The following is a 26,234-nucleotide window of genomic DNA, read 5'->3' on the forward strand; positions in this document are numbered from 1 at the left end:
CAGAGAGTGACAATGAACCCGTTCGAAGACATGCGTATTTTTTGCCAGGTCATGGACTCCGGCAGCTTCACCGCGGCGGCCGATCAGTTGGGCCTGTCCAAGCAATTCGTCAGCCGCCGACTGATGCAGCTCGAAGAACGCCTCGGCGTGCGCTTGCTCAATCGCTCGACCCGGCGCCTCGACGTCACGCCGCTGGGCCAGAGCTATTACGAATCGGCGCTGCGCCTGCTCGGCGAAGTCGAACAGGTCGAACAAGGCATCGCCGGCCAGACCGCCGAGCCTCGCGGCACGATCCGTCTGAGCGCGCCGCTGTCGTTTGCCGTGGCGCACCTCGGTTGTCTGCTGCCGGTGTTTTTACAGCGCTACCGCGAGGTCACGGTGGAAGTGGATTTGAGCGACCGCCCCGTGGATCTGCTCGGCGAAGGTTACGACCTGGCGCTGCGCATCGGTGTGCTGGAAGACTCGACGCTGATCGCTCGGCGCATCGCCAGCATCGAGCGGGTGTACTGCGCCAGCCCTGCGTACCTGGCCGAACGCGGCACGCCGCTCAAACCGGAAGAGCTGCTCGGGCATGACTGCTTGCCGTATGGCCATGGGCGTTCAGTGCAGTGGCGGTTCAACGCGGGGCAGGGCAAACCGCTGCTGGTGAATGTCACCGGGCGCATGCGCGTCAACAACGGTGAATTGCTCAGGGATGCGGCGGTGCAGGGGATGGGGATTACCTATCTGCCGACGTTTATTGTTGGCGCGGCGTTGGAGGAGGGACGATTGGTGCCGGTGCTGGATGATCTGCGGCCAGAGCCGCTGACTTTATCGGCGGTGTATCCGCAACACCGTCAGGCCTCACGCCCGGTGCAGGCGCTGGTCGAGTTTCTGCGTGAACGGTTGAATCAGAGCAGCGTCGCCCTTTAAGCAGTATGCAAATCAACTGTAGGAGCTGCCTGCAGCAGCTCCTACAGGGATTGCGGTGTTTTCAGAATGGTTCAGTTAGTGCGTTTGTCATCGCCTGGTTCGCCGCCGACATGCACGCCGCGATCGTCGCCGGGTTCGCCCGCTGCATGCAAGCCGCGATCGTCACCGACTTCGCCGGCGCGATGGACACCGTGGTCATCACCGACTTCGCCGGCACGGTGTACACCGTGATCGTCGCCTGGCTCCGAGTGGGTGCCGCTGCGTCCCGAGGAGGATGCGGAACTGCCTGAGTGTCCGGCGCCCTGACCACCGCTGCCACTGTGACCGCCGCCGTCGCCATGGCCGCTGCCTCCACTGCCGCCATGTCCACCACCGTTACCACCTCCACCTCCACCTCCACTTCCGCCACCGCCACCGCCACCGCCACCACCGCTCCCGCCATGGCCGCCGCCTCCACTTCCGCCGCCACCGCTTCCTCCATGGCCTCCGCCACCGCCTCCACTACCACCGCCGCCACTCCCTCCGTCCTTCGCCTGAACACTGGAAATTCCCGACAGACTGTCTGGAATCATTACGGTAGACGCCGACAGAACTGCGCCGATGGCCATTGCGAGCATGAGCTTTTTAATGTGCATGTCGTTCTCCGTCTTGTTGCCTGGGGTGGGAACGTGGATGTGCGTTGTTGCGATTGATCCGACCCGTTCCCGCGGTCAGTGAATACTCGAAGCCAGTTCGAAAATCGGGATGTACATCAGGATCACGATCACCCCGATCAGCAGGCCGATGAACGTCATCAATAACGGTTCGAACAACCTCACGAACCATTCGATCCAGCGGCTGATTTCCTCGTCGTAGAAGTCGGCGCTGCGCTCCATCATTTGCCCGAGATTGCCGGACTGTTCGCCGGCGCGCAGCAGGCGCAGGGACACCGGCGTCACCAGGCGATTGAGTTCCAGCGCAGTGGACAGCGACTGTCCCTCGCGCACGCGTTCGCATGCCTGATCCAGCCGCGCCCGTGACGCTACAGTGAGCAAGCCGCGCACCATGCCCATGGCGGTCACCAGTGGAATCCCGCCTTGCAGCAGAATCCCCAGCGAACGGTAAAAACGCGCCAGTTCATACATGAAAATCCGTTGATGCACGGCGGGCAGCTTCTCCACCAGCCGATCCAGCCCACGGCGAAACGCCGGTTGTTTCTGCACCACGGCGAGGGCGACGACGATCGCCGCCAACCCGCCGAAAAATTCTAGTTGATGCGCGTGCAGAAACATGCCGCCGCTCATCAGAATCTGCGACAGCCACGGCAGGTTCGAGCCCAGTCCTTCGAACACCAGACTGAAGCGTGGCACCACGTAGCCCATCAAAAACAACACCACGCCACCGCCGACCACCAGCAACAGCAATGGGTAGATTGAAGCGCTGACGATCTTCTGCCGCACCTCGTCCATGCGTTGGCGGTAGCTGACGTAACGGCCCAACGCCTCGCCGACCGCACCGGTCTTCTCGCTGGACTGCACCAGCGCCACGTACAGCGGTGGAAACACTGCCGACAACTGACCGAGGGCCTGCGAGAAGGATTTGCCTTCATACAGCAGGCGTACCAGTTCACTCAGGGTTTTGCGCGCAGCGGGGGCGGTTTCTTTTTCAGCGAGGCTTTCCAGCGCATCGATCAACGGCAGGCCGGCATTGAGCAGGGTGGTCAGCTCCTGGCTGAAAAGCACCAGATTGAACGTTTCGCGCTGACGCAGGCGCAACGAACGCCAGTGTTTTTCGGCATGCAGGCTGAGCACGCGCAAGCCTTGATCCTCGGCAATGTGCCGCGCCTCGCTATGCCCCGGCGCCTCGATACTCAAGGAGACCACGCCCGCCTTGCCGACGGCTTTCAGATGAAATCGCATGGGCCGCGCTCCACTCACTGCCAGTTGGTCACTTCGGCGTTTTCGCCTTCACCGCCGGGTTGGCCGTCCTTGCCCATCGACAGCAAGTCGTACTCGCTGTTTTCGCCGGGGTAGCGGTAGGCGTAGCTGCGGCCCCATGGATCCTGCGGAAGTTTTTTCTGCAGGTACGGCCCCGTCCATTTCGCCTCGTCACTCGGCGCAGTCACCAAGGCCTGCAAGCCTTGTTCGGTGGACGGGTAGTGGCCGACTTCCAGGCGATACAGATCCAGTGCCTTGCTCAGGCCTTCGATCTGCGCCTTGGCCACTTTCACTTCCGAGCGGCCAAGTTGAGCGAAGTATTTCGGCGCGACGATCCCGGCCAACAGGCCGAGCACCACCAGCACCACGAGCAATTCGAGCAGGGTGAAACCGCGTTGGGCACGCGGACGAAAATGCAGCTTCATGATGACCTCCCGTGAGTGTCAGTCGAGTCGCCTGAAGGGCCTATGCAATTGCCATGCTCAGCCTCGATAAAAACTCGGTTGATGGCCGCAAGCCCTAGCATTACGGGCCTCTCGCGAGTCGGCACAGTGCTTGCGTATGGCTCAAACGTGATCGGCCATTGGGGCATTTCCCCCAATTTTTTCGGGGTCGGTCCGGGGAGGCCCGACATGAAATTTCTCACTGGCGGATTGCTCGGTTGTGTACTGCTGAGCGGTGCCGCGCAAGCCGATGTATTCATCTCCGTGGACGCCAAGGGCAGCTACGTTCTGTCCAATGTGCATCGCCCCGGACGCACTTACGAACGGGTGATTCACGAGGCGCAAGCGCCGCTGGTCAGCCTTGATCAGCAGCCGCAGATGATCGCCAATCAGCCTTACGCGGAGCTGGTCTCGGCGGCGGCCAAGGTCAATCAATTACCTGAAGCGCTGCTGCACGCGGTGATCAACGCCGAGTCGCGTTACAACCCCGGCGCCACCTCACCCAAAGGCGCGGGCGGGCTCATGCAATTGATGCCGGCCACCGCGCGGGAAATGGGTGTGACCGACGTCTACGACCCCAAGGCCAACATCCAGGGCGGAGCCAAATACCTCAAGCGTTTGATGACCCTGTTCGACAACGACATCACCCTCGCCGTGGCGGCTTACAACGCCGGGCCTGATGCAGTGCTCAGCCGTGGCCGGGTGATCCCGCCGTTCGCCGAAACCCAGCGTTACGTGCCCAGCGTTTTGCGCCAGTACCGGCGCTTGCAAGGGCTGGCAGTGGACGCGCCGTTGTAAAGGAAGTCCCCGGTTTCACCCACTATCGGGGCAATTCCCGCAGGCGCGAAAAGTGGGGAATCGGGTGGGGAATATCCCCCGGGCTCTTAAATGGTTTGAGTAGCTCATTGAAAAGCAACGGATTTTTTTGTGGCACGCGGATTGCTCCAAGGGTTTTGTCGAGAATCGTTCCCTGCGAGCATCCCTTTCGAGGTTTCTGATCATGGCCGGCCTTCATCCCGCTCCGTCCCTCATCAAACTGCTGCTGTTGCTTGCCTCGATGCTTGGCGTCGAAATGGTCAGCGCGGCGGTGCGCTGCGAGCGCAACCTGGTAGCTAACGTCGTGGCGTTCGATCAGCCGCTGATGTTCAACCGCCTCGGCGCGCAAAACGCCAACGGCATGATGTACGCGCTGCGCCGCGACGTGGTCGATGACCATGATGTATCGCTGGCCTTCGGCGGCGCGGCAGTACCGGGCAAAGTCTCGTTGCGCGCCGACAAGCGTCCACGGCCACTGGTGTTGCGCGTAGCCGCCGGGGATTGCCTGACGATCAATCTGCAAAACCTGCTCGACTATCAGGCCAACCCGAACAAACACTTCGAAAACGAGGGCGAGGAAGGCGCAGAGGGCGCGCCGAACGCCAATGCCGGCGAACAGTTCAAGGTCGATGAGCAGGTCGCCGACCGCCACGTCGGGTTCCAGGTCAACGCCCTGCAAGCGGTGAACAGCATCGACGACATTTCTTCGTACACCGGCCGCAACGCCAATAGCCTGGTGGTGCCGGGAGCCAGCCGTTCCTATACGTTGTATGCCGAGCGCGAAGGCGCGTTTGCCGTCAGCAGCCGTGGCGCCACCTTCGGTGGCGAGGGCGCGGCGGGTAACGTTGCCAATGGCCTGTTTGGCCAGGTGGTCGTGGTGCCGAAGGGCGGCCGCACTTACCGCAACACGCTGACTGAAGAAGAAATGCGTCTGGCGACTTCGGGGCGCACGCCGGCCGGTCATCCGATCGTCGATTACCAGGCGCGCTACCCGCAGCGCGAACCGTGGCTGCGCGAAGGCAAGGCCGGCACACCGATCATCAATATGGTCGATGGCAACGAAATCATCTCCAGCGAAAGCGATGCCATCGTGATGGGCAGCAACGCTGACGGCAGCTTTCCAGCCAGCACCTATCCGCTGGAGTCCGTGGGCAAACGCAATCCGGCGATCCCCAATCGACTGGAGCCGTTCCGCGATTTTGCCTCGCAGTTCCAGGACGAAACGGCGGCGACTCAAGCCTTTCCTGCCTACTGGGCCGACCCGGTGATGGCGCATGTGCTGGAGCCGACCCGCGACTCGTTCATGATCAACTACGGCTCAGGCGGCATGGGCGCCGAAGTGGTCGCCAACCGGTTGGGCGTGGGACCGATGCACGACTGCCTGTCCTGCGCCTACGAAGAATTCTTCCTCAGCTCGCACACCGTCGGTGACGTGGCGATGCTGGTCGACGTACCGGCCAACGCCGGGCTCGAAAACATCGCGCCGGGGCAGATCCCGCGCGCCGATCAGATTGGCGTCAAGGCAACCATGGCGCTGTATCCGTCCGAACCGTCCAACGTCAACCACAGCTACATCGGTGACTTCGTCAAATTCCGCAACACCCATAACGGTCACGAACAGCACATCTTCCACCTGCATGGCCACCAGTGGCTGTTCAATCCCAATGACGACAACTCCGATTACGTCGACGCCCAAGGCATCGGCCCGGGCGCCGGTTACACCTATGAAATCGCCAACGGTGGTTCGGGCAATCGCAATCGGGTAGCCGGTGATGCGATCTATCACTGCCACTTCTACCCGCATTTTGCCCAAGGCATGTGGGCCATGTGGCGCGTGCACGACGTCTTCGAAGAAGGCACTCGCCTGGAAGTTTCGCAGCAAGGTGAAGACGGCTATCACAGCGAACCGTTCGCCTTGCGCAGCGGCAAACCGGCAGCGGGTGCACGCGCCTTGCCGGACGGTGAAATCATTGCCGGCACGCCGATCCCGGCCATTGTGCCGCTGCCCGGCAAAGCCATGGCGCCGATGCCCGGCAAAGTGGTGGTGGTGCCGAAAATCGGCGAAACCCTGGTTGCCGGCAACGACGATGACGAAGAAGAGACCGATGACGACGGCGAACATCACGGCGGCAACGCGGCTGGCCAAGCCATCGGCTCGCTGGCGCTGGTGGATCGCAGCGAAGCCAACCGCAACGCTGACGGCACGTTGAAAAACCCTGGCTACCCATTCTGGATCGGCGGCATGGAAAGTTCGGTCGGCCAACGCCCACCCACTCCACCGCTGGACATGCTCGACGCCGCCACCGCACAAGCACTCAAGGCCAGCGGCAAAGCGCTGTGGGCCAACCTCGACCCTGCGCAATCGGGCGGCTGGGATGGCGGTTTGCAGCGCCATACGCTGGACGGCGTAGCTGCCGGTGGCGAGGCGAACACCGTGACCACCTCGCTGGATTTCTCCAAGGAAGTCACCCGCGCCAAGCCGATTTATCTGCCGGAAGAAGGCACCGAAGTCGAGCAGTCGGCGATGGCCTTCCACGCGCAAAAGGATCACCCAAGCTTTGCCTTGCTGCCCGGCAACCAGGTGGTGGCCAAGGCTTTCCGTACCAACGGTGCCTTGCCGATGGCGGGTGCGCCGTACTACGAACCGTGCATGGATGATCGGGCCAAACGCCTGACCAGCAGCGCCGGCACCGGTGAATTCAACAGCGGCGAACGCATCGACGGCATGTCTTTCACCGGCGCTTCGACCTTCACCGCCGACCGTCCGCGCATCTACAAAGCGGCGAATATTCAATTTGACGCGGTGTACAACAAGGTTGGCTATCACTTTCCGCAGGCGCGCATTCTGGCGCTGTGGGAAGACGCCTGGCCGGTGATCACCAAGCAGCGTCCGCCAGAGCCACTGGTGATGCGCATGAACACCTTCGACTGCGTGCAATACCAGCAAACCAACCTGGTGCCGGCCACTTATGAGATGGACGACTATCAGGTGCGCACGCCAACCGACGTGATCGGCCAGCACATTCACCTGCCCAAATGGGACCTGACCTCGGCCGACGGCTCGTCCAATGGCTGGAACTACGAAGACGGCGTGCTCTCGCCGGGTGCCGTGCAGGAGCGCATCCACGCGATCCGCGAGTTCAACCAGTGCGAAGGCACCGACCCGCGCGATGGCACACAGGCGTGCCCGAAAGCCAAGGCGCACCCGTTCTTCGGTCAGTACGGGCGCAGCGACTGGATGGGCGCACGCACGGCGATGCAACGCTGGTTCGTCGACCCGGTGGTCAATGCCAAAGGTGTCGATCGCGGCCTTGGCACCATCTTCACCCACGACCACCTCGGCCCATCGACGCACCAACAGATCGGGCTGTATGCCACCGTGCTCGCGGAACCGGCCGGTTCTACCTGGTTCCACGCCGAAACCGGTGAACCTCTGTACAGCGGCGCGCGTCAGGACGGCGGGCCGACTTCGTGGCAAGCGGTGATCAACACCGGCGACCTCGACGGCGACGGCAAGAACGACAGCTTCCGCGAGTTCTTCCTCGAATACAGCGACTTCCAGCACGCCTATGAAGCTGGCGTGTATGTAGGCGCCGGGCCGAACGGCGTGCCGAATGCGCAAAGCTTCCCGGCCACGGCCGACAGCTTCCGCTACGCGATCAACCCGCCGGTGCGCAACAACGCCAGCACCTTGCTCGACGGCATAGTGGAAGTGCAGGGCGGTCAGGTCCCGGGCTGCCCGAGCCGGCCGTGCCCACAGGCAATCTCGGTGGATGACCCAGGCATGTTCGTCGTCAACTATCGCAACGAGCCGCTGGCCCTGCGCGTCTACGACCCGAACAAACTCGGCCCGGACGGCAAGCGCGGCATGCAGGCTGACGGCCTCGGCGGTGATCTTTCGTTCGCCATGCACAGCCGCACTGATCGGGCGATTCCGGCGATGAACCTGGCGCCGAACCTGATCACTTCCGCCACCGGCCCAACCGGCGGCACCACGCTGTTCCCGCCGCACATCAACAAGGGCGGCGCGGAACCTGGCGATCCGTTCACGCCGATGCTGCGCACTTACACCGGCGACAACGTGCGGCTGCGGGTGCATGCCGGCGGTCACGAGGAGGAACACAACGTCACCCTGCACGGCGTGAAGTGGCTGCAAAGCGGTTCCGGCTTCGGCAGCAGCTCCAACTCGGGCTGGCGCGCCTCGCAGATGATCGGCATCTCCGAGCAGATGGGCTTCATTGCGCCCGTGTCGATGCTGTCCAGTTCGGCGGCCACCACCGGGGATTATCTGTACTCGATGGACGCCTCGATCGAAGGCTATTGGAGCGGCATCTGGGGCGTGATGCGCAACTACACAGCGCAGCGCAGTGACCTGTTCGCCTTGCCGAACAATGCTAAACCGACGGGGATGCGTAACACCGTGGCGTTCGACGGCAGTTGCCCGCGAATCAGCGCCAACCCTAACGGTATCGGCACCCGGCCAACCGTGCAGCGCAACTATGAAGTAGTCGCGGCACTCGCCAACGACATCCTCGGCAACTCGCTGGGCCTGACCATCGGCGACCCTGAAGGTCTCGGCCAGCATGTTGGCGGGCCATTGAAAGCGGCGGGCGGCACTCTGGTCCTGAACTCGCGGACCGTGAGCATTCCGCAGGTCACGGTGACCGATCCGGAGGATGGCGAAACCATCACCATCGGCGGCCAGAGCGGGCCGTTGCATGATCCGACCGCGATTCTGTATGTGCGCAAATCCGACCTCGACGCGACCACCGGCAAGCTCAAACCCGGTATTCCGGTCGAACCGCTGGTGCTGCGCGCAGCCGCCGGTGACTGCATCAACATCACCCTGGAAAACCGTCTGCCGAGCATGATGCCCGACCTGACCCAGACCGCGGTGATGCAAGGCATGGTCAAACGCGACCGCAACAGCGGCCTCGGCTCGACCACCTTCAGCAACAACCTGATGCGGCCGTCCAGCCACGTTGGTCTGCATGCGCAACTGCTGGCCTATGACATCACCAAATCCGACGGCGTCAACGTCGGCGCCAACCCGATCCAGACCGTGCCACCGCGGGTCGGCAACAGCGGCGCGTACCCGACTCGTACTTATCAGTACTACGCCGGGCACCTGGAGCGTGAAGGCAAACCAGTGACGCAGTTGGGCCGCAGTGTCGACAACATCAACGCCACGGCCATCGAGTTTGGTGGTCTGAATATCACGCCGGCGGACGTGATCAAGCAATCGCAAAAAGGCCTGGGCGGCGCGATGAGCATCCTGCCGATCGGCTCTACCTGGGTCGACGATGCGCGCAAGGCCAATGCCACGGTCACCGCGCCTGGGCAAGCCGTCTACCGCGATTTTGCGATGGTCTGGCACAAGGCGTTGAACACTCGCTGGGCCAATGGCCGGCCGGTGGAGGGCATTGCTGCCGAGGGCTTCGGTGTGCCGACCGATCCGCAGGACAACTCGAGCATGGCCATCAACTACAAGACCGAGCCGATGTGGTATCGCTTTGGCCTCGCCCCGGATGCACCGTTCGGACATGCCGATGGTGCCGGTTATGGCGACATGCTCAACGCACACATGGCTTACAGCAACGCGCTGGTCGGCGGTGATCCGCAAACGCCGGTGCTTTACGCCAAACCGGGGCAACCGTTCCGTACACACATTCTGATGCCAACCGGTGGCAGCCGCGGCAGCACCTTCCAGATGGATGGGCACGTGTGGTCGGTCAACCCGTTCCTGGCCGAGAAGAGTGATGTCGGCGGCTATCCGACGGGGACGCCGGGCGTGGGGTCGGTGCGGTTCGGTTACAACCCGATGTCGATGTACATCGGCGCCCGTGAGAGCGTTCTGCCGGCGGCGCACTTCAGCTCGATGATCCCGAGCGCCGGGGGCAGCAACGCGATACCGGGTGACTACCTGTTCCGCGACTACGGCGCCTACGGCAACACCTCGGGCCTCTGGGGACTATTGCGTGTGACCAACGAGCCAGAACCGGCACCGCCCGCGCAGTAGCTGGACGGTGACGCAGATGCCGCCATCGCTGGCAAGCCAGCTCCCACAGGTTCAGTGGATGGCAGGGATAGTGCGGGATGAACGCACTTATTGTGGGAGCTGGCTTGCCAGCGATTGGGATCGACGCGGCTTTGGATGGTGAAGCAGATGCCGCCATCGCTGGCAAGCCAGCTCCCACAGGGGACGGCGGTGTTTTGCAAGTAGAGTCAGGGGAGAGGATATGAACGGGATCATCAATTTCATCGGTGTTTGTGCGCTGGCCATCGCAGGCGCTTTGCTGACGCTTGGCGAGGTTGCGCTGGCGCAGACCGAGCCCGGCCAGACCCTGGCCCGCGACGGCGTGTCGATTGCGTTCAATCTCCAGCCGCTGGCCAGCGACGGCAAGTTGCGCGAGGGCGAGTTTGCCGACGTGCAGTTCCGCGTCACCGACAGCGCATCGGGCCAGCCGTTGTCCGGTGTGGCACCGGGGGCGTGGATCGATGCGCAGGCGCTGGCTGCTGATCAGGCCCAGGGTCGCGACAAGAGTTGCAAAGCGCGGGTCGGGGTGTACCTCAAATCGAACATCGGCGCGCGGCCACTACTGGACCTCAACAGCTATTTCCTGCTGGTGATGAACCGCGATGCCAGTGTGGCGGTGGTAGACCCGTCAGTATCGGTCGGCGGCATCACCAGCACCCTGGCGCGCATCGAACTCAAGCAATCGCCGATGGATTGGGTCACGCCCAAAGACAACAAACGCGTATTCGTCTCGATGCCAGCGGCGGGCGAAGTGGCGGTGATCGACAGCGAACAATTCAAAGTCATTGACTCGATCAGCGCCGGCAGCCAACCGGTGCGCGTGGCGCTGCAACCGGATGAGCGCCTGTTGTGGGTCGGCAACAATGCCGCCAAACCCGACGAATCCGGCATCACCGTGATCGATGCGCAAAGCCTGAAACCGCTCAAGCACTTGGCGACCGGCCTCGGTCACCACGAAATAACCTTCAGCAAGGACAGCCGTTTTGCCTTTGTCAGCAATCGCGACGACGGCACCCTGAGCGTGGTCGATGTCGCCAGCCTGAGCATCGTCGGGCAAATCAAGACCGGCTCCGGCCCGCTGTCGGTCGCGTACTCGCCATTGTCCGGCGCGGTGTATGTGGCCGATGGCAAGGACGGCACGGTGACGGTGGTCGACAGTGCCAGCCACAACGTGCGCCGCGTGATCAAATTGCAACAAGGCCTCGGCCCGATGGGTTTCAGCGCCGACGGGCGTTTCGGTGTCGTGCTCAACACCGTGGAAAACCGTGCGACGGTGATTGATGCCTCCACCGATGCAGCGATCCACGACCTAGATGTGTCCGCCGAACCCTACCAAGTGGTGTTCACCAAGGCCTACGCCTACGTGCGCGGATTGGCCTCGCCAAAAGTCACCATGATCAACCTGGCCTCGCTCGGTGAGGGCCGCCAGCCGATCAGCCAAGGCTTCGAAGCCGGCCCGCAACCGCCGCGCATGGCCGGGGACTTGCCGCTCGCCTCAAGCCTCGCGGTGTCGCGCGATGACAACGCGGTGTTTGTGGTCAATCCGGTGGACAACACCACCTATTTCTACGCCGAAGGCATGAACGCGCCGATGTCCGGTTACCCCAATCGCGGGCAGATCGCTCGTGCCGCCATGGTCATCGACCGCAGCCTGCGCGAGGTCTCGCCGGGGCTGTACAGCGCGCGAGTGAAACTGCCGGCGACGGGGCGTTTCGACGTGGCATTCCTGCTCAATCAACCGAACATCATCCATTGCTTCACCGCGCAGATCGAGCCAGACGGTGCGCCGGAAAAACATGTCGGCGCGCCCAAGGTCGAGTTCCTTCTGGACAAGACCGCCGTAGCGCTCAACGACCCCTACGTGGTGCGGTTTCGCATCGTCCAGGGCAAGCAGAAAATCCAGCGCAGCGGCGTCAAGGATGTGCAGTTGCGCTACTTCCTGGCGCCGACTTCACACCCCCGCGAAGTGGCCGCGCACGAAGTCGCCGATGGCGTGTACGAAGCGCCGGTGACCCTCGACCGCAGCGGCGCCTGGTATCTGCATGTGCGCGCCGCATCGCTCGGTGCCGGGTTCGATGACAAAACATTTGCCAGTGTTCGGGTAACCCCCGGCCAGAATCAGTGAAGAGGACATCGCCATGAAACACATCACTTCCCGTGGCTTGCTCAGCCTGTGTCTGCTGGCCGTCAGCGTCCAGCAAGTCCTGGCGCATTCGGCGGATGAACACGCCGGCCACACCGCGCCCGCCAGCAACACGCAGGAACACGCCCAGGTGAAATTCGCCAACGTGCCACTGCTCGACCAAAACGGTAAAACCGTGCGTCTGGAGCAAGATCTGGTGCAGGACAAAATCGTCGTCATCAGCTTCATCTACACCAGTTGCACCACGGTCTGCCCGGTGGTCTCGTCGATTATGGGCAAGGTGCAGAAACAGCTCGGCGCGCGGGTTGGCAATGAAGTGCAGCTGGTGTCGATCAGCATCGATCCGCAACGCGACGACCCCAAGCGCTTGCAGGATTACGCCCGCGCGTTCCAGAAAGGCCCGGGCTGGAGCTGGCTGACCGGTTCGCCACAATCGATCAATGAAACCCTCAAGGGTTTGGGCAGTTTCAGCGGCGACCTGAAGAACCATCAGCCGCTGATCCTCGTCGGCGACGGCAACAGCCGTCACTGGATGCGCTACTACGGCTTCACCGACCCGACAGTGCTGGCCAAGGAAGTCGAGAAACTCAGCGGCCAGCGCACTCATGCCAAACACACCGCTATCGCCATGGAGCAACAGCCATGAAAATGCTCGACTGGATCTCTCTGACCGTGTGTTTCTGGGTGTTCAGCAATGTCGCGTTCGCCCACGAGGAGCATGCAACCGAGCCGCCAGCCGCGGTTGCCGCCGCACCCGCCAAGGGGACCCACGACGCGCAAGCCTGGTTCACCGATACGCCGCTGCAAAATCAGCACGGCGAAACCCTGCGTTTTTACAGTGATGCACTGCAAAACCGTGTGGTGCTGCTCAACGTGATTTTCACCAGTTGCAACGACGCCTGCCCTTTGATCACGCGCAAGCTCAAGGAAGTCCGCGAGCTGCTCGGGGACAAGGCCGACGACATCACCTTCATTTCCCTTACCAGTGATCCGCTGCGCGACACGCCGGCGGTGCTCAAGGCTTACACCTTGAAGCAGGGTTGCGATGACCCTCATTGGCTTTTTCTCACCGGCGACAAGGCGCAGATGGACCTGGTGCTGAGCCGTATCGGCCAGATCGTGCCGACGCCTGAGCAACATTCCACACAGTTGATCGTCGGCGATGTCGCCAACAAACGCTGGAGCAAGATTCGCCCCGATGCTCCGGCCGCCGCCATTGCCCAGCGCCTGCAGTTGCTGACAATGCCCGTGGCCGGTCGCTGAGCCCGCGCCATGAATAGCGCCCATGTCCTCGCCCTGATCCTGCTCGCGAGCGTCAGCCTCGGCGCGGCGGCATTGCCGCTGACACCGGAGGAGGCGGCCGGCAAACGCCTGTACCGTGAAGGCCTGTCGGCCAGCGGTGAAGCGATCATGGCGCGGGTCGGCGCGGCGGATATGTTGCTGCCGGCCACCAGTCTGCCGTGCGCCAATTGTCATGGCGCCGATGGCCTCGGCCGGCCCGAAGGCGGAGTGCGTCCGCCTGAGTTGAGTTGGTCGCGGCTGACCAGCACTTACGGTCAGCAACAGGTCAACGGCCGCAACTATCCGGCCTACAACGATGCAAGCCTTGCGACAGTCATTCAGCAGGGCCGCGACCCCGGCAACAACCGCCTCGACCCGAGCATGCCGCGCTTTGTGCTGTCGATGAAGGATCAGCGCAATCTCACCGCCTACCTCAAACGCCTTGCCGATGAACGCGACCCCGGCCTCGATGCCGAGACCCTGCATCTGGGCACTTTGTTGCCCGGCCAGGGGCCATTGGCCGAGGAGGGCGCGACGGTCGCAGCGGTGCTCAACGGCAGTGTGGCGCGGATCAATGAGGCTGGCGGGATTCATGGCCGGCAATTGCGCCTGACCATCGCCGATCCTGGCGCTGATCGCGCCAGTGCCGAACAAGCGCTTAAACGGCTGATCGACGATGAACAAGTGTTCGCTCTGATCGCGCCGATGGCCCCGGCATTGGGCAGCGAACTGGCCCAGCGGCTGGAACAGGCTGGCGTGCCGCTGATCGGCACGTTGTCGTTGCTCGGAGCTGTGCAGGCCAGTCCACAAATTTTCGAGCCGTTGCCGGGCTTGCGTGAACAGCTGATCGCTCTGGCCGATTACGCGACCGCCAGCCTGCGCGTGTTGCAAGGGCCGACACTCATCGCTTATCCCGACGACCCTGCGCAGGCGCAGACAGCCAAAGTGCTTGGCGAGTATCTGCACAGGAACGGCTGGCAGAACGTCCAGGTTCAGACCTACGACCCGACAGGTGACAGGTTGCCGCTGGGCTCGCGCTCGGTGTTCTACCTGGGCAGCGGCGGCGGCTTCAGCCATTTGGCGGCGGGTTTGCAGCGTGCCGGGCAGGTGCCGTATCTGTTCGCGGCGTCGAGCCAGGTGGCCGGGGATCTGTTGCAAGTGCCGGAAGGATTTTCACGGCGGGTGTTCCTTGCCTATCCCTTCGTTCCCAGCGACTGGACCCAGACCGGGCGCATGGCCCTGACGCTGTTGCGCGAGCATCAAGGCCTCGGCGCCCAGCATGCGGTGCTGCAAGTCGGTGCTTACGCTTCGATGCTGCTGCTCGGCGAAGGCATGAAGCAGGCCGGCCGTGACGCCAGCCGCGAGAAACTGGTGGCAGCGCTGGAAGGCCTGCACGACTTCGACACCGGCCTGACCCCACGCATCAGCTTCGGCCCCGGACGACGTCTGGGATTGAGCGGCGCACATGTGGTCACCGTGGACCTGCCCGATCAGCGTTTCTATCTGGTTGCACCCTACAAACCGATTGTCGCCAGCCCCTGAATGGAGGCTCTGCTCATGAAGCTCAAGATGCTGTTATTAGTGCTGACATGCTGGTTGCCGATGGCGTTCGCCAGTAATGGTCCGGCGGCTGCGCGGGTCAATGGCGAAGAGATTTCCGAGTTTCGTCTTGAGCGATTTTTTGCCGAATACCTCGAGGATCAGGGCCGCGCAGTGGCGAGCATTCGCAGCCCCAGGGCCTATAAACAGCTGCGTCAGGCCGCACTCGATGCGCTGATCGACAAGGAACTGCTTTGGCAGGAATCGCGCAAGCGCGGCCTGACAATCGATGACCAAAGGGTGCAGCAGCAAGTCGAGCAAACCCGCCAGGCCATCGGCGGCAACGAGCGATTCATTCGGCGCTTGCAGAATGCCGGTTTCGATGAAGCCTCGTTCACCGAGTACACCCGCCGTGAGCTGGCCGCGCAGCAAATGTTCGCCCAACTGATCCGCGCGAACACTTTGCAACCGCGGCACCTGCTGGTTCGGGTCGAGCCGCAAGCGGATGCCGCCACGGATGCGGCGGCGCGTCTACGCTTGATGAAGATGCGCGCTTCTATCATTGATGGCGCGATCTTCGCCAGCGATGCGGTACGTTCGCCATTCGGCTGGCATTTGATCTATGTGGCGAACCACTCGGAGGTGGGCGATGTCCCAGATTTGCAGGGACTTGATTCGGCTCGGGCGCAGCTCGCCCGGCAGCAACAGGCCCAGGCTCGTCGCCAGGTGCTCGCGCAATTACGGGCGCAGAACAGGATTGAACGAACTGACGACGATTGAAGGTTCCCCCCAACAGTGGGGAATGGCTTCGATGCCCATTCAGGTGCTTCCCCGTTTCTGGGGGACGGGGTACCGGGACGAGCGGGTATTGTCATTAAATTCAAGGACATGAAGACTTAAATTTACCGGCACTCAGCCTGGCATGAACTGTGCGTTAGCCACTGTAAGGCGCACTTCAGCGGGTTCAGTTTTCGGACTTGCAGGTTTCAAGGAGTCGACCTTGGTTAACAAAGTACTGGTTGTCGAAGACGAACAGCTGCTTGCACAGAACCTGCAGGATTATCTGTCGGCGCAAGGGCTGGATGTCCGGATTGCACATGACGGAGCGACGGGTATCGGCCTGGCCGAGACGTTCGCTCCCCAAGTGTTGGTGTTCGATTACCGCTTGCCCGATATGGAAGGCTTTGAGGTGCTCGACGCGGTCCGCCAGAACAGGACGTGCCATTTTGTGCTGATAACGGGTCACCCGACCGCTGAAGTCTGTGAGCGGGCGCGGCAACTGGACGTCAGCCACATCCTGTTCAAACCGTTTCCATTGGCGGAACTGGCCCGAGCTGTCTGCGACCTTCTGGGCATCCAGCGCGAAGCGAAACCCGGTGCGAGCCCTTCGGAGGGCTTCGTCGAACGACGCCAGAGCAGGACCGAGAGCTTCCCGTTGCAGTTGTACGATGGCAGTTGGGTGCTGGCGGATCGCCGAAGAAACAGGTTGGCGACCCTGGCACCGGACGACGATCAAATGCTCACCGGGGAGTAATGGCGCGATAGACGTTCCGGCACTCGCCGCAATTGCCTCCCGCGCCGTCAGGGCCTCAAGCCCCGGGTGTTGGAGAGCAAACCATGGATCGTCTGTCCGTTGTCGTCGAACCGCAGGTTGCGCAAAGCGTTGCATCCAGTTTTTCAAGTGAACAACTGTCCCAGGCCCGGGCGCGGGCCGCCAGTTCCGGCGAACGCGTGCTGGATGCGCTCGGCGTGCTCTGCGAACTGGCGCCGATGCCATTCATTGCTTGCCTCGGCGCGACCCTGCATTACCCGGTGCTCGACACCGACAGCCTGTTTGCCGCGACACCGGTATTTGACCGGGTCACCCTCGCACAATGCCTCAAGCGTGAATTCATCCTGCTGCGCCACAACGACGAAGTGATCGGTGTGTTCGCCGACCCCTTCGACCCCGCGCGGCTGGCCTGGATCGACGACTGCCTGCACGGCGCGCCGCTGTATCTGGTGCACGCCGACGACCTCAAGGCCTATCTGGCCCGTCACGAAGAAAGCTTCCACGCCGTCGAATCGCTGAACGCCCAGGGCGACACCCATAACGAAATCGACACCCTGCAAAGCCTGTCCCTGACCAGCATCAGCGAAGACGCCAGCAGCGTGGTGAAACTGGTCAACTCGACCCTCTACGACGCGCTGAAAATGCACGCCAGTGACATCCATCTCGGCACCACCGGCCACGGTCTGGTGATCAAGTACCGCATCGACGGCGTGCTCAACAACATCAGCAAGGTTCAGGGCGCCGAGTTCGCCGAGCAGGTGATCTCGCGGGTCAAAGTCATGGCTGAACTGGATATTGGCGAGAAGCGCGTGCCGCAGGACGGCCGTTTCAAGATCGGCATCAGTGGCCGGCAGATCGACTTTCGCGTGTCGATCATGCCGAGCATCTTTGGCGAGGACGCGGTGTTGCGGGTGCTCGACAAACAGGATCTGGCCGACAAGGTCTGCGGCGTGCAATTGCAGGCGCTGGGCTTTGAAGACGAAACGCTGCGCCAGCTCCGTCGTCTCGCCGCCGAACCCTACGGCATGGTGCTGGTGACCGGCCCCACCGGCAGCGGCAAAACCACCACGCTGTACGCGATGATCACCGAGATCAACCACGGTGTGGACAAGATCATCACCATCGAAGACCCGGTCGAATACCAGTTGCCCGGCGTCCTGCAGATTCCGGTCAACGAGAAAAAAGGCCTGACCTTCGCCCGTGGTCTGCGCTCGATCCTGCGTCACGACCCCGACAAGATCATGGTCGGTGAAATCCGCGACCCGGACACCGCACAGATTGCCGTGCAATCGGCACTCACCGGCCACCTGGTGTTCACCACCATCCACGCCAACAACGTGTTCGACGTGATTGGCCGCTTCACCCAAATGGAAATCGACCCCTACAGCCTGGTCTCGGCGCTCAACGCGATTCTTGCGCAACGCCTGATTCGACTGGTGTGCGCCAGTTGCAGCACGCCGGTCAACCCCAGCGATGAAGAACTGCGCGCTTCGGGCCTTGATCCACAAAAAGTCGATCACTACCACTTCGTTCACGGCAAAGGCTGCGGCCACTGCCGGGGCAGCGGTTACCGCGGGCGCACGGCGATTGCCGAGCTGCTGCACCTGGACGACGAACTGCGCCAGATGATCGTCGAGCGCCAACCGATTACCAAAATCAAAGCCCTGGCGTGTGCCCGTGGTTTGCGCCTGTTGCGCGAATCTGCGCTGGAGCTGGTGGAGCAAGGTCGGACCACGCTGGAGGAGATCAATCGTGTCACTTTTATCGCGTGATCAATTTGTCGCCGTGCTCGGCGCCAGCGGTGTCGGCCTGGGGCAGCGGCGGGGCAGCGACACCCTGTGGCTGGGCAGCGTCGGCTACATCGACGAAGGCTTCCAGAGCTACGCGGTGGCGCTGGATACTCTGGACCGTCTGCTCGGTGAGCATGCCCGCGCCGGTGCCGAGTTGAGCGTGGTGATTTCCAGCCACTTCTGCCGGTTCTGTCTGGTGCCGTGGAGCGCGCATATCAGCAGCCCTGAGGAACTGCGCGGCTTCGCACAACTGTGTTTCGAAGACCTGTTCGGCGCGCCGACGCAAACCTGGGGGTTAGTGCTGTCCGCCGAACCGGCAGGGTGCGACCGCATCGCCAGCGCCTTGCCGCAAGACTTGCTTGATCGCCTGCGGGCCTTGGTCAGCGGTCGGCGTCTGCGCCTGCATTCGGTGCAGCCGTATCTGATGACGGCGTTCAATCGTTTCGACAAAAGCCTTGAGGCCGGCGACTTTTTGTTCGTCGTCGCCGAACCGCAACGCAGCGTCCTGCTGCTGGCGCGGGAAGGGCGCTGGGCCGGCGTGCGTTCCGTGGGCGGCAGCGACAGCGACGCAGCGCTCAATGCCTTGATCGGCCGCGAACGGCAATTGCAGGCGTCGACCAGCGAACGCGCCTTCAACGTTTATCTGCATGCACCGGCGCGCCTTGATGCACAGCCGCAAGTGGCGGGCGTGCAATTGCGCACTCTCGAAGACAACTCGATGACCGTGCGTGACGGCTTGTACGTCATGTCCCGGGCGGTGGCCTGACATGCGCGCCCTGAATCTCGACTTTCAGCCACGCCCACGTTCCGGCCCGTTGGGCTGGAGCCTGCTCGGCGGCGGTGTGTTGTTGGCGCTGCTGTGTCTGGGCGTGCAACAGCATCTCGATGCACAAGCCGAACTGCAGCAGGGGCACCTGCAAACCACCCAGCGCCAGCTCACCGGCGACAGCGTCGCCAAGACCATTCTCAGCCCGGCCGAAACCCGCGAGCAAGCGCAGAATCTCGCTGAAATGCGCAAGGTCTCGCAGCAGTTGCGCCGCCCTTGGGAGCGTCTGTTTGCGATGCTCGAAAGCATGCCGCGCGACGACATTGCCTTGCTGACCCTGACCCCGGATGCACGCAAGGGGCAAGTGCGGATCAGCGCTGAAGCGCGTGATCTGCCGGCGATGCTGGATTTCCACAAGCGCCTGGAGGCCAGTGACGAGCTGTCCGACGTGTCGTTGCTCAGCCATGAAATCGTCGTCAAATCGCCGGAACAACCGGTGCAATTCAATCTGTCGGCGACTTGGGAGATTGGCGATGCGAATCCCTAGACTGATCGTTCACGAGTATTTGCAAGGTCTCGGCCTGCCGGGCCTGGCCGGGCTGGCGCTGGTATTGATTGCACTGGCCTGGGCACTGGGCGGCTTGCTGCCGGGCTGGCAATCGTTGCAGCACCTCAGCCAACAGACGCAGGAAGCCAGTGCCTACCTGGCCAAGGTCGAGGACGGCAGCATCGCGCCGCCGGTGGTGCCGCAACGCCAACTCGATGATTTTCGCAACAAACTGCCGGCGCAGCCGCAGGCCACCGTGGCCATCGACCGCATCTACGCCCTTGCGGCGCAAGAACACATCACCCTGGCGCGCGGTGAGTACGCCCTCGGTATCGATCCGAAAACCCATCTGGCGCGTTATCAGATCCTCTTGCCGGTGCGCGGCAGTTACCCGCAACTGCGCCGCTTCCTGCATGCCTTGCTCGGCCAGTTGCCGGCGGTGGTGGTGGAAGACGTCGAGTTTCAACGCAAGAAGATTGGCGACACCGACCTCAACGGCCGGATCCGTATGACCCTTTATCTGTCGAGGTCGTGATGAATACCAAGCGCGTGACGGGTTGGGTGGCGTTCTTCGGCGTGACGGCCGCGCTGGCCTGGTTGCCGGAATATTTTTCGCCGAGCGACGACGCGGATTCGACTGATGTTGCCGTGGCCACCCCAGCGAAAACCGCCGCCCGTGGCGCCTTGCCGGCCAGCAACACAAAGGCCAAAACAGCGGCCATCAAGGACCTGACCCCAGCGGGCGATCTGTTCGCCGGGAAATCGTGGAAGGCCGCGCCAACCCTGGCCACGGTCACCGAAACAGCCGTCAACCTTACACCCGTGGTGCAAGCCCCGAGCCTGCCACCGGTGCCGTTTCAGTTCGTTGGCAAGCTGCATGACCGCAGCGACCTGCAGGTGTTTTTGCAGAACGGCGAAAAAATCTACGTCGTGCGCAACGGGGATGTGATCGACGACACCTGGAAGATCACCGGTATTTCCGATCTGGAACTGAGCCTGGTCTACCTGCCTTTGCATTTGTCGCAGACCTTGTCTGTGGGGAGTACGCAATGAACCGATCCCGTTTGCTGATGAGCCTTGGCCTGTGTGCGGGGCTGACCGCGTGCAGCTCCGCGCAAGTGGCCAACAAGGAAGCCGCCGACCTGATTGATCAGGGGCAGTACGAAGCGGGTCTGGCTCGGGTCGAGGAAGGCTTGCGCGAGAACCCGCGGGATACCGAACTGCACCTGCTGCTCAACAGCGGCCGAGCCAAGGCAATCACCGCACTGCTGACCTCGGGCGACACCGACCGCTCACGCCGCGATTTCGTTTCGGCCCGCACGGCTTACAGCCGCGTGCTGACCATCGAGCCGAACAACCGGCGCGCCCAGGATGCGCTGCGTCAACTCGAATACCTGCGCAGCATGGACGAGAAGCTCGAACTGGCCCGGGGTGACCTGCGTCGCGGCGACATCTACGGCGCCGATCGCCAGGTCAAACAGATCCTCGAACTCGACCCGGCCAACGAGGGCGCGCTGGAACTGCAAGGCAACATTCGTCTGGTGCAGAGCCGCAATGTGATTGCCTATCCGCAACTGCGCACCAAGCTCGACCGGCCGGTGACCCTGGAATTTCGCGACGCCAACCTCAAGACCATTTTCGAAGTGCTGTCGCAGGTCGCGGGGCTGAATTTCATCTTCGACAAAGACCTGCGTCCGGACATGAAAGCCACGATCTTCGTGCGTGACGTGCGCATCGAAGACGCGGTGACGCTGCTGCTGCAGCAAAACCAGTTGCACCAGAAAGTGGTCAACGAAAACACCTTGCTGATCTACCCGGACTCACCGCAGAAAGTGAAGGATTACCAGGAACTGGTAATGCGCACCTTCTACCTGACCAGCATTGACGCCAACACCGCGCTGAACATGGTCAAGACCATGCTCAAGACCCGCGACGTGTTCATCGACGAACGCCTCAACACCCTGACCATGCGCGATAGCGAAGATGCCGTGCGCATGGCCGAAAAGCTTCTGCAATCACAAGACCAGTCCAACCCCGAAGTGGTGCTCGAAGTGGAGGTGATGGAAGTCGCCACCCAGCGCATTCTCGACCTTGGCCTGCAATGGCCCAACACTTTCGGTGTGGTCAACAGCGACGGCTCGGCGGTGACCCTGCTCGATCAGCTCAAGGGCATCAACTCCAGCCGCATCAGCATCTCGCCATCGCCGCAAGCCAAGATCAACGCGCAGGACAACGACATCAATACCCTGGCAAGTCCGGTGATCCGGGTCAGCAACCGTGAGCAGGCGCGTATCCACATCGGTCAGCGCGTGCCGATCATCAGCGCCACCTCGGTACCCTCGACTCAGGGCCCGGTGATCACCGAAAGCGTCACTTATCTGGATGTCGGTCTCAAGCTTGAAGTACAGCCAACCGTGCACCTGAATAACGAAGTGGCGATCAAGATTGCCCTCGAAGTGAGTAACGCCACGCCGCTGGAACCGACCCGCCAGGGCACGATTCCGGTGCAGGTCGACACCCGCAACGCGCAGACCACGCTGCGCCTGCACGACGGCGAAACACAGATCCTCGCGGGGCTGATGCGCAACGACCACGGCGCGACCGGCAACAAAATTCCGGGTCTGGGTGATATTCCGGGTCTGGGCCGTTTGTTCGGCAGCAACAAGGACACCGTCGGCAAGTCGGAACTGGTGCTATCGATCACCCCACGGATCGTGCGCAACCTGCCATACCAGAGCCCGTCGGACATGGAGTTCTCCACCGGCACCGAAACCAGCATGCACATTCAGGCCCCTGATCGTTCGCAGAGCTACGTGATGCCGTCGCCTGCCGGACAGCCGCGTGCAGTCGGTGAGTCGGCCGTGGCCACCACCCGTGTCACCATCGAGAAGCCTTGATCATGAACGCCTCCCAGCGCGGTTTCACCCTGATCGAAGTCGTGGTGACGCTGGCCCTGATTGGCTTGCTGGCGAGCATGGCCGCACCGCTGACCGAGACCCTTGTGCGGCGTGGCAAGGAGCAGGAATTGCGCACCGCGCTGTATCAGATTCGCGACGGTATCGACGCCTACAAACGCGCATTCGATGCCGGTTACATCGAGAAGTCGCTGAACAGCAGCGGCTACCCGCCGAACCTGAAAGTACTGGTCGAAGGCGTGCGCGATGTGCGCAGTGCCAAAGGCGCCAAGTTCTACTTTCTGCGCCGTATCCCGCGTGATCCGCTGGTGCCGGCCAAACGTGATGACGAAGGGGGTTGGGGCATACGTGCCTACAACAGTTCGGCTCAAAATCCGCGCGATGGCGAGGACGTTTTCGACGTCTATTCCCACGCCCGCGGCAAGGGCCTCAACGGCATCGCCTACCGCGAGTGGTGAACCTCATGCGCCGCGAAAAAGGTTTTACTTTGCTGGAGCTGATGGTGGTGATGGCGATTATCGCCACGCTGATGACCATTGCGCTGCCGCGCTACTTCAACAGCCTTGAAGCGTCGAAAGAGACCACCTTGCGTCAGAGCCTGTCGGCGATGCGCGAAGCGCTGGATCACTTCTATGGCGACACCGGTCGCTATCCCGACTCCATCGAGCAATTGATCGAACAACGTTACTTGCGCAACGCACCACTGGATCCGATCACCGAGCGCAAAGACCAGTGGGTGCTGATCGCGCCACCGGACGGAGTGGCGGGCGGCGTGGCCGACATCAAGAGCGGTGCTACCGGGAGGGCGCGTGATGGCAGCCAGTATTCCGAGTGGTAAACACGCGCAGCAGGGCGGATTCACCTATCTGGGCGTGCTGTTTCTGATCGTCGTGATGGGCATGGGCCTGGCCAGTGCCGGCGAATTGTGGTCGACCGCTTCGCGCCGCGATCGCGAGAAGCAATTGCTCTGGGTCGGCACCCAATACGCTCAGGCGCTGCGCAGCTACTACCGCAGTTCGCCGGGGCTGGCGCAGTACCCGAAAGAGCTTGCCGACCTGCTCGACGATCAGCGTTTTCCCGAGGCCAGGCATCACCTGCGTCAGCTCTATCCGGACCCGATCGGCCAGGGCGAATGGGCATTGCAACGCGGTTTTGACGGGCGCATCACCGGTCTCAACAGCCCTTCGACCGAGGTGCCGATGAAGCAATCGGGCTTCCCCACGCAGTGGTCGGATTTCGAAGGCATGCAGCGTTATTCGGACTGGCAGTTCGTCGCTGAAAAAGCCTTCCTCGACGGCACCAGTGGCCCGGCCAAGGGGCAGTCGAACCTGCCGCAGGCGTTGCAGCCATGACTCGTCAATGGTGGTGCGCGCTGGCCCTAGGCGTGGTGGCGTGCTGCGCCCAGGGTAGTGAAGAAGACGAATTGATGGGCTTCATCGTCGACGACACGATCTCGCACATCGGCCACGACTTTTATTACTCGTTCAGTGAACGCCTGCGCGACACCAGCCCGATGGATTTCAACCTGGTGGTGCGCGAGCGCCCCGACGCGCGCTGGGGCAGCCTGGTGACCGTGGAATATCAGCAACGCCTGGTGTATCGGCGCTTCCTGCCACCGAACACCGTGGAGCTGAAGGAGGAGGCCTATGCGGCCGCCGACTGGGTTCGACGCCAGGTTGTCCAGCGCAAGCTGGAGGCACTGTTGCAGGACACCACCGACCTTGAGAAGGACGAATTATGAAAACCACAACGTTCTCACGGCGCAGCGGATTCTGGATCTCGGGGTTGTTGGTCGGCCTTGCCAGCGTTGTCGCCGCCCAGGCCACCGAGCTTGTCTACACGCCGGTCAATCCGTCGTTCGGCGGCAACCCGCTCAACGGCACCTGGCTGCTCAACAACGCCCAGGCACAAAACGATTACGACGATCCGGACCTCAAGAGCCGTTCGAGCGTGGCCGGCACTTCGGCGCTGGAGCGCTTCACCAGTCAATTGCAATCGCGACTGCTAGGGCAGTTGCTGGACAACATCTCCACCGGCAACACGGGGAGCCTGTCCACTGACTCTTTTATCGTCAACGTCATCGACGACTCCGGGGCACTGAGCATTGAAGTGACCGATCGAGTGACCGGTGAAATTTCGGAAATTCAGGTGAACGGCCTCAACCCATGACGGGATGACGGTTCCGGGGAGTGCTGGACATGAAAAAAATAATCGCGCTAGGGCTGATGTTGGCGACATTGCAAGGGTGCAGTCTGCGCGAGCCGATGTCGGCCGAGCAGGACACCGAAACCCCGACCCTGACACCACGGGCGTCCACCTACTATGACTTGCTGAAGATGCCGCGGCCCAAGGGCCGCTTGATGGCCGTGGTGTACGGTTTCCGTGATCAGACCGGGCAGTACAAACCGACGCCTGCCAGTTCGTTTTCCACCAGCGTGACTCAGGGGGCAGCGTCGATGTTGATGGACGCGATGCAGGCCAGTGGCTGGTTTGTGGTGCTGGAGCGTGAAGGGCTGCAGAACCTGCTGACTGAACGCAAGATCATTCGCGCGTCGCAGAAGAAGCCCAATACCCCGGTGAATATTCAGGGTGAGCTGCCACCGTTGCAGGCGGCGAACATGATGCTTGAGGGCGGGATCATCGCTTATGACACGAACGTGCGTAGCGGTGGGGAAGGGGCGCGGTATCTGGGGATCGATATTTCCCGGGAGTATCGGGTGGATCAGGTGACCGTGAATCTGCGCGCGGTGGATGTGCGTAGCGGGCAGGTGTTGTCGAATGTGATGACCAGCAAGACGATTTATTCGGTGGCGCGCAGTGCCGGGGTGTTCAAGTTTATCGAGTTCAAGAAGTTGCTTGAGGCCGAGGTGGGTTACACGACTAACGAGCCGGCGCAGCTTTGTGTGTTGTCGGCGATTGAGGCGGCGGTGGGGCATATGGTGGCTCAGGGGATTGAGCGGCGGTTGTGGCAGGTGGCGGGGGATAGTTCTTCGCCTTCGCAGGATGATGTTTTGAATCGGTATTTGAGTCAGAACAAGGTTGATCCGGAGGCTGAGGCTGACGCTGAGTGAACATGGCGGCCTTCGGGCCGACCAGGTTCTTGTTGATTGAGTACATATCCGTTGCTGCGGTAACGGCTGCTTAGGGTTCCGCCCTTACGGCGGGTCACTTTTGACAAACGCCTCAAAAGTAACCAAAAAGTCTTGCCCCAACGTTCGGCCCACTCGCTAAAGCTCGGGGTTCCTTCGCTCCGGGATTGATCCGGGGGCATCGCTTCCGGTTTGCTGCGCTGCACCTCCTTTCGATGTATGCGGCTTCGCCGCACGGCGCTACGCGCCTACGCCCCGGATCAATCCCTGCGCTCAGCCTGCCGACGGGGCCGGTGGATCAAGATCAAAAGCAGCAGCCGAGCTAACGCTCATCCTGTTGAGTGGTGAGGAGCACAGCGTGGTCGGCTTTGAATTTGTGGTGGATTTGCCCCTCACCCCAGCCCTCTCCCGGAGGGAGAGGGGGCCGATGTGTGTGCTTTTCAAAGTCCGAGTTCAACGCGATATTGCACGTCGGCGTACTTCCACCA

At 62.1% G+C, this 26,234-nt stretch carries 24 protein-coding genes; 21 read left to right on the plus strand and 3 right to left on the minus strand.

All coding sequences use genetic code 11. The features are described from left to right. The first annotated feature begins 12 nt into the window (after positions 1 to 12). Complete coding sequence (locus H8B20_RS04565) at positions 13 to 912, plus strand: LysR family transcriptional regulator (protein ID WP_210622462.1); 900 nt, start codon at positions 13 to 15, stop codon at positions 910 to 912. Positions 913 to 983: 71 nt separating this feature from the next. Here the strand turns inward: H8B20_RS04565 and H8B20_RS04570 are convergent, their stop codons facing one another. The 3 genes from H8B20_RS04570 to gspG all read right to left on the minus strand — a co-directional run bounded on the left by H8B20_RS04570 (position 984) and on the right by gspG (position 3,253). Then, complete coding sequence (locus tag H8B20_RS04570) at positions 984 to 1,547, minus strand: hypothetical protein (RefSeq protein ID WP_210622463.1); 564 nt, start codon at positions 1,545 to 1,547, stop codon at positions 984 to 986. A gap of 75 nt (positions 1,548 to 1,622) precedes the next feature. Then, positions 1,623 to 2,810, minus strand: a complete 1,188-nt coding sequence (locus H8B20_RS04575; protein WP_042558732.1) for a type II secretion system F family protein — start codon at positions 2,808 to 2,810, stop codon at positions 1,623 to 1,625. A gap of 14 nt (positions 2,811 to 2,824) precedes the next feature. Then, positions 2,825 to 3,253, minus strand: coding sequence for a type II secretion system major pseudopilin GspG (gspG, locus tag H8B20_RS04580; protein WP_042558733.1), 429 nt, complete (start codon positions 3,251 to 3,253; stop codon positions 2,825 to 2,827). A gap of 207 nt (positions 3,254 to 3,460) precedes the next feature. Here gspG and H8B20_RS04585 point away from each other — a divergent pair, with 207 nt between their 5' ends. The 20 genes from H8B20_RS04585 (at position 3,461) to H8B20_RS04680 (ending at position 25,728) form a co-directional block, all read left to right on the plus strand. Continuing rightward, positions 3,461 to 4,069, plus strand: a complete 609-nt coding sequence (locus tag H8B20_RS04585; RefSeq protein ID WP_042558734.1) for a lytic transglycosylase domain-containing protein — start codon at positions 3,461 to 3,463, stop codon at positions 4,067 to 4,069. A gap of 202 nt (positions 4,070 to 4,271) precedes the next feature. Beyond that, positions 4,272 to 10,106, plus strand: a complete 5,835-nt coding sequence (mnxG, locus tag H8B20_RS04590; protein ID WP_210622464.1) for a manganese-oxidizing multicopper oxidase MnxG — start codon at positions 4,272 to 4,274, stop codon at positions 10,104 to 10,106. A 220-nt stretch (positions 10,107 to 10,326) separates the two neighbouring features. Next, a complete protein-coding gene (locus H8B20_RS04595) occupies positions 10,327 to 12,249 on the plus strand; it encodes a YncE family protein (protein ID WP_210622465.1) in 1,923 nt (640 codons plus the stop codon). A gap of 13 nt (positions 12,250 to 12,262) precedes the next feature. Continuing rightward, positions 12,263 to 12,913: an SCO family protein gene (locus H8B20_RS04600; protein ID WP_047300530.1), complete on the plus strand. Its 651-nt coding sequence runs from the start codon at positions 12,263 to 12,265 to the stop codon at positions 12,911 to 12,913. Next, complete coding sequence (locus tag H8B20_RS04605) at positions 12,910 to 13,530, plus strand: SCO family protein (protein ID WP_210622466.1); 621 nt, start codon at positions 12,910 to 12,912, stop codon at positions 13,528 to 13,530. Before H8B20_RS04600 ends, H8B20_RS04605 begins: the two co-directional genes overlap by 4 nt. Before the next feature lie 9 nt (positions 13,531 to 13,539). Next, complete coding sequence (locus tag H8B20_RS04610; RefSeq protein WP_210622467.1) at positions 13,540 to 15,090, plus strand: cytochrome c/ABC transporter substrate-binding protein; 1,551 nt, start codon at positions 13,540 to 13,542, stop codon at positions 15,088 to 15,090. A 15-nt stretch (positions 15,091 to 15,105) separates the two neighbouring features. After that, entirely contained in the window at positions 15,106 to 15,867 is a 762-nt protein-coding gene (locus H8B20_RS04615; RefSeq protein ID WP_210622468.1) for a SurA N-terminal domain-containing protein, read from the plus strand. A gap of 220 nt (positions 15,868 to 16,087) precedes the next feature. After that, positions 16,088 to 16,621: a response regulator gene (locus tag H8B20_RS04620; protein ID WP_042559804.1), complete on the plus strand. Its 534-nt coding sequence runs from the start codon at positions 16,088 to 16,090 to the stop codon at positions 16,619 to 16,621. A gap of 83 nt (positions 16,622 to 16,704) precedes the next feature. Further along, a complete protein-coding gene (locus tag H8B20_RS04625) occupies positions 16,705 to 18,411 on the plus strand; it encodes a GspE/PulE family protein (RefSeq protein ID WP_210622469.1) in 1,707 nt (568 codons plus the stop codon). Beyond that, complete coding sequence (locus H8B20_RS04630) at positions 18,392 to 19,195, plus strand: hypothetical protein (RefSeq protein WP_115146744.1); 804 nt, start codon at positions 18,392 to 18,394, stop codon at positions 19,193 to 19,195. Before H8B20_RS04625 ends, H8B20_RS04630 begins: the two co-directional genes overlap by 20 nt. 1 nt (position 19,196) lies before the next feature. Beyond that, on the plus strand, positions 19,197 to 19,742 hold the full coding sequence (locus tag H8B20_RS04635) for a PilN domain-containing protein (protein ID WP_210622470.1): 546 nt from the start codon (positions 19,197 to 19,199) through the stop codon (positions 19,740 to 19,742). Beyond that, positions 19,729 to 20,277: a GspMb/PilO family protein gene (locus H8B20_RS04640; protein WP_042559800.1), complete on the plus strand. Its 549-nt coding sequence runs from the start codon at positions 19,729 to 19,731 to the stop codon at positions 20,275 to 20,277. The genes H8B20_RS04635 and H8B20_RS04640 overlap by 14 nt, the downstream gene beginning before the upstream one ends. Further along, complete coding sequence (locus H8B20_RS04645; RefSeq protein ID WP_210622471.1) at positions 20,277 to 20,795, plus strand: hypothetical protein; 519 nt, start codon at positions 20,277 to 20,279, stop codon at positions 20,793 to 20,795. The genes H8B20_RS04640 and H8B20_RS04645 overlap by 1 nt, the downstream gene beginning before the upstream one ends. Beyond that, complete coding sequence (locus tag H8B20_RS04650) at positions 20,792 to 22,639, plus strand: secretin N-terminal domain-containing protein (RefSeq protein WP_210622472.1); 1,848 nt, start codon at positions 20,792 to 20,794, stop codon at positions 22,637 to 22,639. The genes H8B20_RS04645 and H8B20_RS04650 overlap by 4 nt, the downstream gene beginning before the upstream one ends. A gap of 2 nt (positions 22,640 to 22,641) precedes the next feature. Continuing rightward, positions 22,642 to 23,115, plus strand: a complete 474-nt coding sequence (locus H8B20_RS04655) for a type II secretion system protein (protein WP_042559797.1) — start codon at positions 22,642 to 22,644, stop codon at positions 23,113 to 23,115. Between the two features lie 5 nt (positions 23,116 to 23,120). Next, positions 23,121 to 23,495, plus strand: coding sequence for a type II secretion system protein (locus H8B20_RS04660; RefSeq protein ID WP_007919395.1), 375 nt, complete (start codon positions 23,121 to 23,123; stop codon positions 23,493 to 23,495). After that, positions 23,470 to 24,009 (plus strand): type II secretion system protein, encoded by a 540-nt coding sequence (locus tag H8B20_RS04665; protein ID WP_042559796.1) that lies wholly within the window; start codon positions 23,470 to 23,472, stop codon positions 24,007 to 24,009. Before H8B20_RS04660 ends, H8B20_RS04665 begins: the two co-directional genes overlap by 26 nt. Further along, positions 24,006 to 24,398 carry a curli production assembly/transport protein CsgE gene (gene csgE, locus H8B20_RS04670; RefSeq protein WP_047300537.1) on the plus strand — a complete coding sequence of 131 codons (393 nt, stop codon included), beginning with the start codon at positions 24,006 to 24,008 and terminating at the stop codon, positions 24,396 to 24,398. Before H8B20_RS04665 ends, csgE begins: the two co-directional genes overlap by 4 nt. Next, positions 24,395 to 24,826 carry a curli assembly protein CsgF gene (locus H8B20_RS04675; protein ID WP_047300538.1) on the plus strand — a complete coding sequence of 144 codons (432 nt, stop codon included), beginning with the start codon at positions 24,395 to 24,397 and terminating at the stop codon, positions 24,824 to 24,826. The genes csgE and H8B20_RS04675 overlap by 4 nt, the downstream gene beginning before the upstream one ends. 29 nt (positions 24,827 to 24,855) lie before the next feature. Then, positions 24,856 to 25,728 carry a CsgG/HfaB family protein gene (locus H8B20_RS04680; RefSeq protein ID WP_047300539.1) on the plus strand — a complete coding sequence of 291 codons (873 nt, stop codon included), beginning with the start codon at positions 24,856 to 24,858 and terminating at the stop codon, positions 25,726 to 25,728. Positions 25,729 to 26,234: the final 506 nt, after the last annotated feature.

Origin of the sequence: Pseudomonas sp. P42 (genome assembly GCF_017973755.1) — a bacterium.
Lineage (GTDB): Bacteria > Pseudomonadota > Gammaproteobacteria > Pseudomonadales > Pseudomonadaceae > Aquipseudomonas > Aquipseudomonas iridis.

Bases quoted from the DNA above. Each gene is read 5' to 3' on its own strand.
- H8B20_RS04565 (WP_210622462.1), top strand. From the start codon at position 13: ATGAACCCGTTCGAAGACATGCGTATTTTTTGCCAGGTCATGGACTCC.
- H8B20_RS04570 (WP_210622463.1), bottom strand. From the start codon at position 1,547: ATGCACATTAAAAAGCTCATGCTCGCAATGGCCATCGGCGCAGTTCTG.
- H8B20_RS04575 (WP_042558732.1), bottom strand. From the start codon at position 2,810: ATGCGATTTCATCTGAAAGCCGTCGGCAAGGCGGGCGTGGTCTCCTTG.
- gspG (WP_042558733.1), bottom strand. From the start codon at position 3,253: ATGAAGCTGCATTTTCGTCCGCGTGCCCAACGCGGTTTCACCCTGCTC.
- H8B20_RS04585 (WP_042558734.1), top strand. From the start codon at position 3,461: ATGAAATTTCTCACTGGCGGATTGCTCGGTTGTGTACTGCTGAGCGGT.
- mnxG (WP_210622464.1), top strand. From the start codon at position 4,272: ATGGCCGGCCTTCATCCCGCTCCGTCCCTCATCAAACTGCTGCTGTTG.
- H8B20_RS04595 (WP_210622465.1), top strand. From the start codon at position 10,327: ATGAACGGGATCATCAATTTCATCGGTGTTTGTGCGCTGGCCATCGCA.
- H8B20_RS04600 (WP_047300530.1), top strand. From the start codon at position 12,263: ATGAAACACATCACTTCCCGTGGCTTGCTCAGCCTGTGTCTGCTGGCC.
- H8B20_RS04605 (WP_210622466.1), top strand. From the start codon at position 12,910: ATGAAAATGCTCGACTGGATCTCTCTGACCGTGTGTTTCTGGGTGTTC.
- H8B20_RS04610 (WP_210622467.1), top strand. From the start codon at position 13,540: ATGAATAGCGCCCATGTCCTCGCCCTGATCCTGCTCGCGAGCGTCAGC.
- H8B20_RS04615 (WP_210622468.1), top strand. From the start codon at position 15,106: ATGAAGCTCAAGATGCTGTTATTAGTGCTGACATGCTGGTTGCCGATG.
- H8B20_RS04625 (WP_210622469.1), top strand. From the start codon at position 16,705: ATGGATCGTCTGTCCGTTGTCGTCGAACCGCAGGTTGCGCAAAGCGTT.
- H8B20_RS04635 (WP_210622470.1), top strand. From the start codon at position 19,197: ATGCGCGCCCTGAATCTCGACTTTCAGCCACGCCCACGTTCCGGCCCG.
- H8B20_RS04640 (WP_042559800.1), top strand. From the start codon at position 19,729: ATGCGAATCCCTAGACTGATCGTTCACGAGTATTTGCAAGGTCTCGGC.
- H8B20_RS04645 (WP_210622471.1), top strand. From the start codon at position 20,277: ATGAATACCAAGCGCGTGACGGGTTGGGTGGCGTTCTTCGGCGTGACG.
- H8B20_RS04650 (WP_210622472.1), top strand. From the start codon at position 20,792: ATGAACCGATCCCGTTTGCTGATGAGCCTTGGCCTGTGTGCGGGGCTG.
- H8B20_RS04655 (WP_042559797.1), top strand. From the start codon at position 22,642: ATGAACGCCTCCCAGCGCGGTTTCACCCTGATCGAAGTCGTGGTGACG.
- H8B20_RS04660 (WP_007919395.1), top strand. From the start codon at position 23,121: ATGCGCCGCGAAAAAGGTTTTACTTTGCTGGAGCTGATGGTGGTGATG.
- H8B20_RS04665 (WP_042559796.1), top strand. From the start codon at position 23,470: ATGGCAGCCAGTATTCCGAGTGGTAAACACGCGCAGCAGGGCGGATTC.
- csgE (WP_047300537.1), top strand. From the start codon at position 24,006: ATGACTCGTCAATGGTGGTGCGCGCTGGCCCTAGGCGTGGTGGCGTGC.
- H8B20_RS04675 (WP_047300538.1), top strand. From the start codon at position 24,395: ATGAAAACCACAACGTTCTCACGGCGCAGCGGATTCTGGATCTCGGGG.
- H8B20_RS04680 (WP_047300539.1), top strand. From the start codon at position 24,856: ATGAAAAAAATAATCGCGCTAGGGCTGATGTTGGCGACATTGCAAGGG.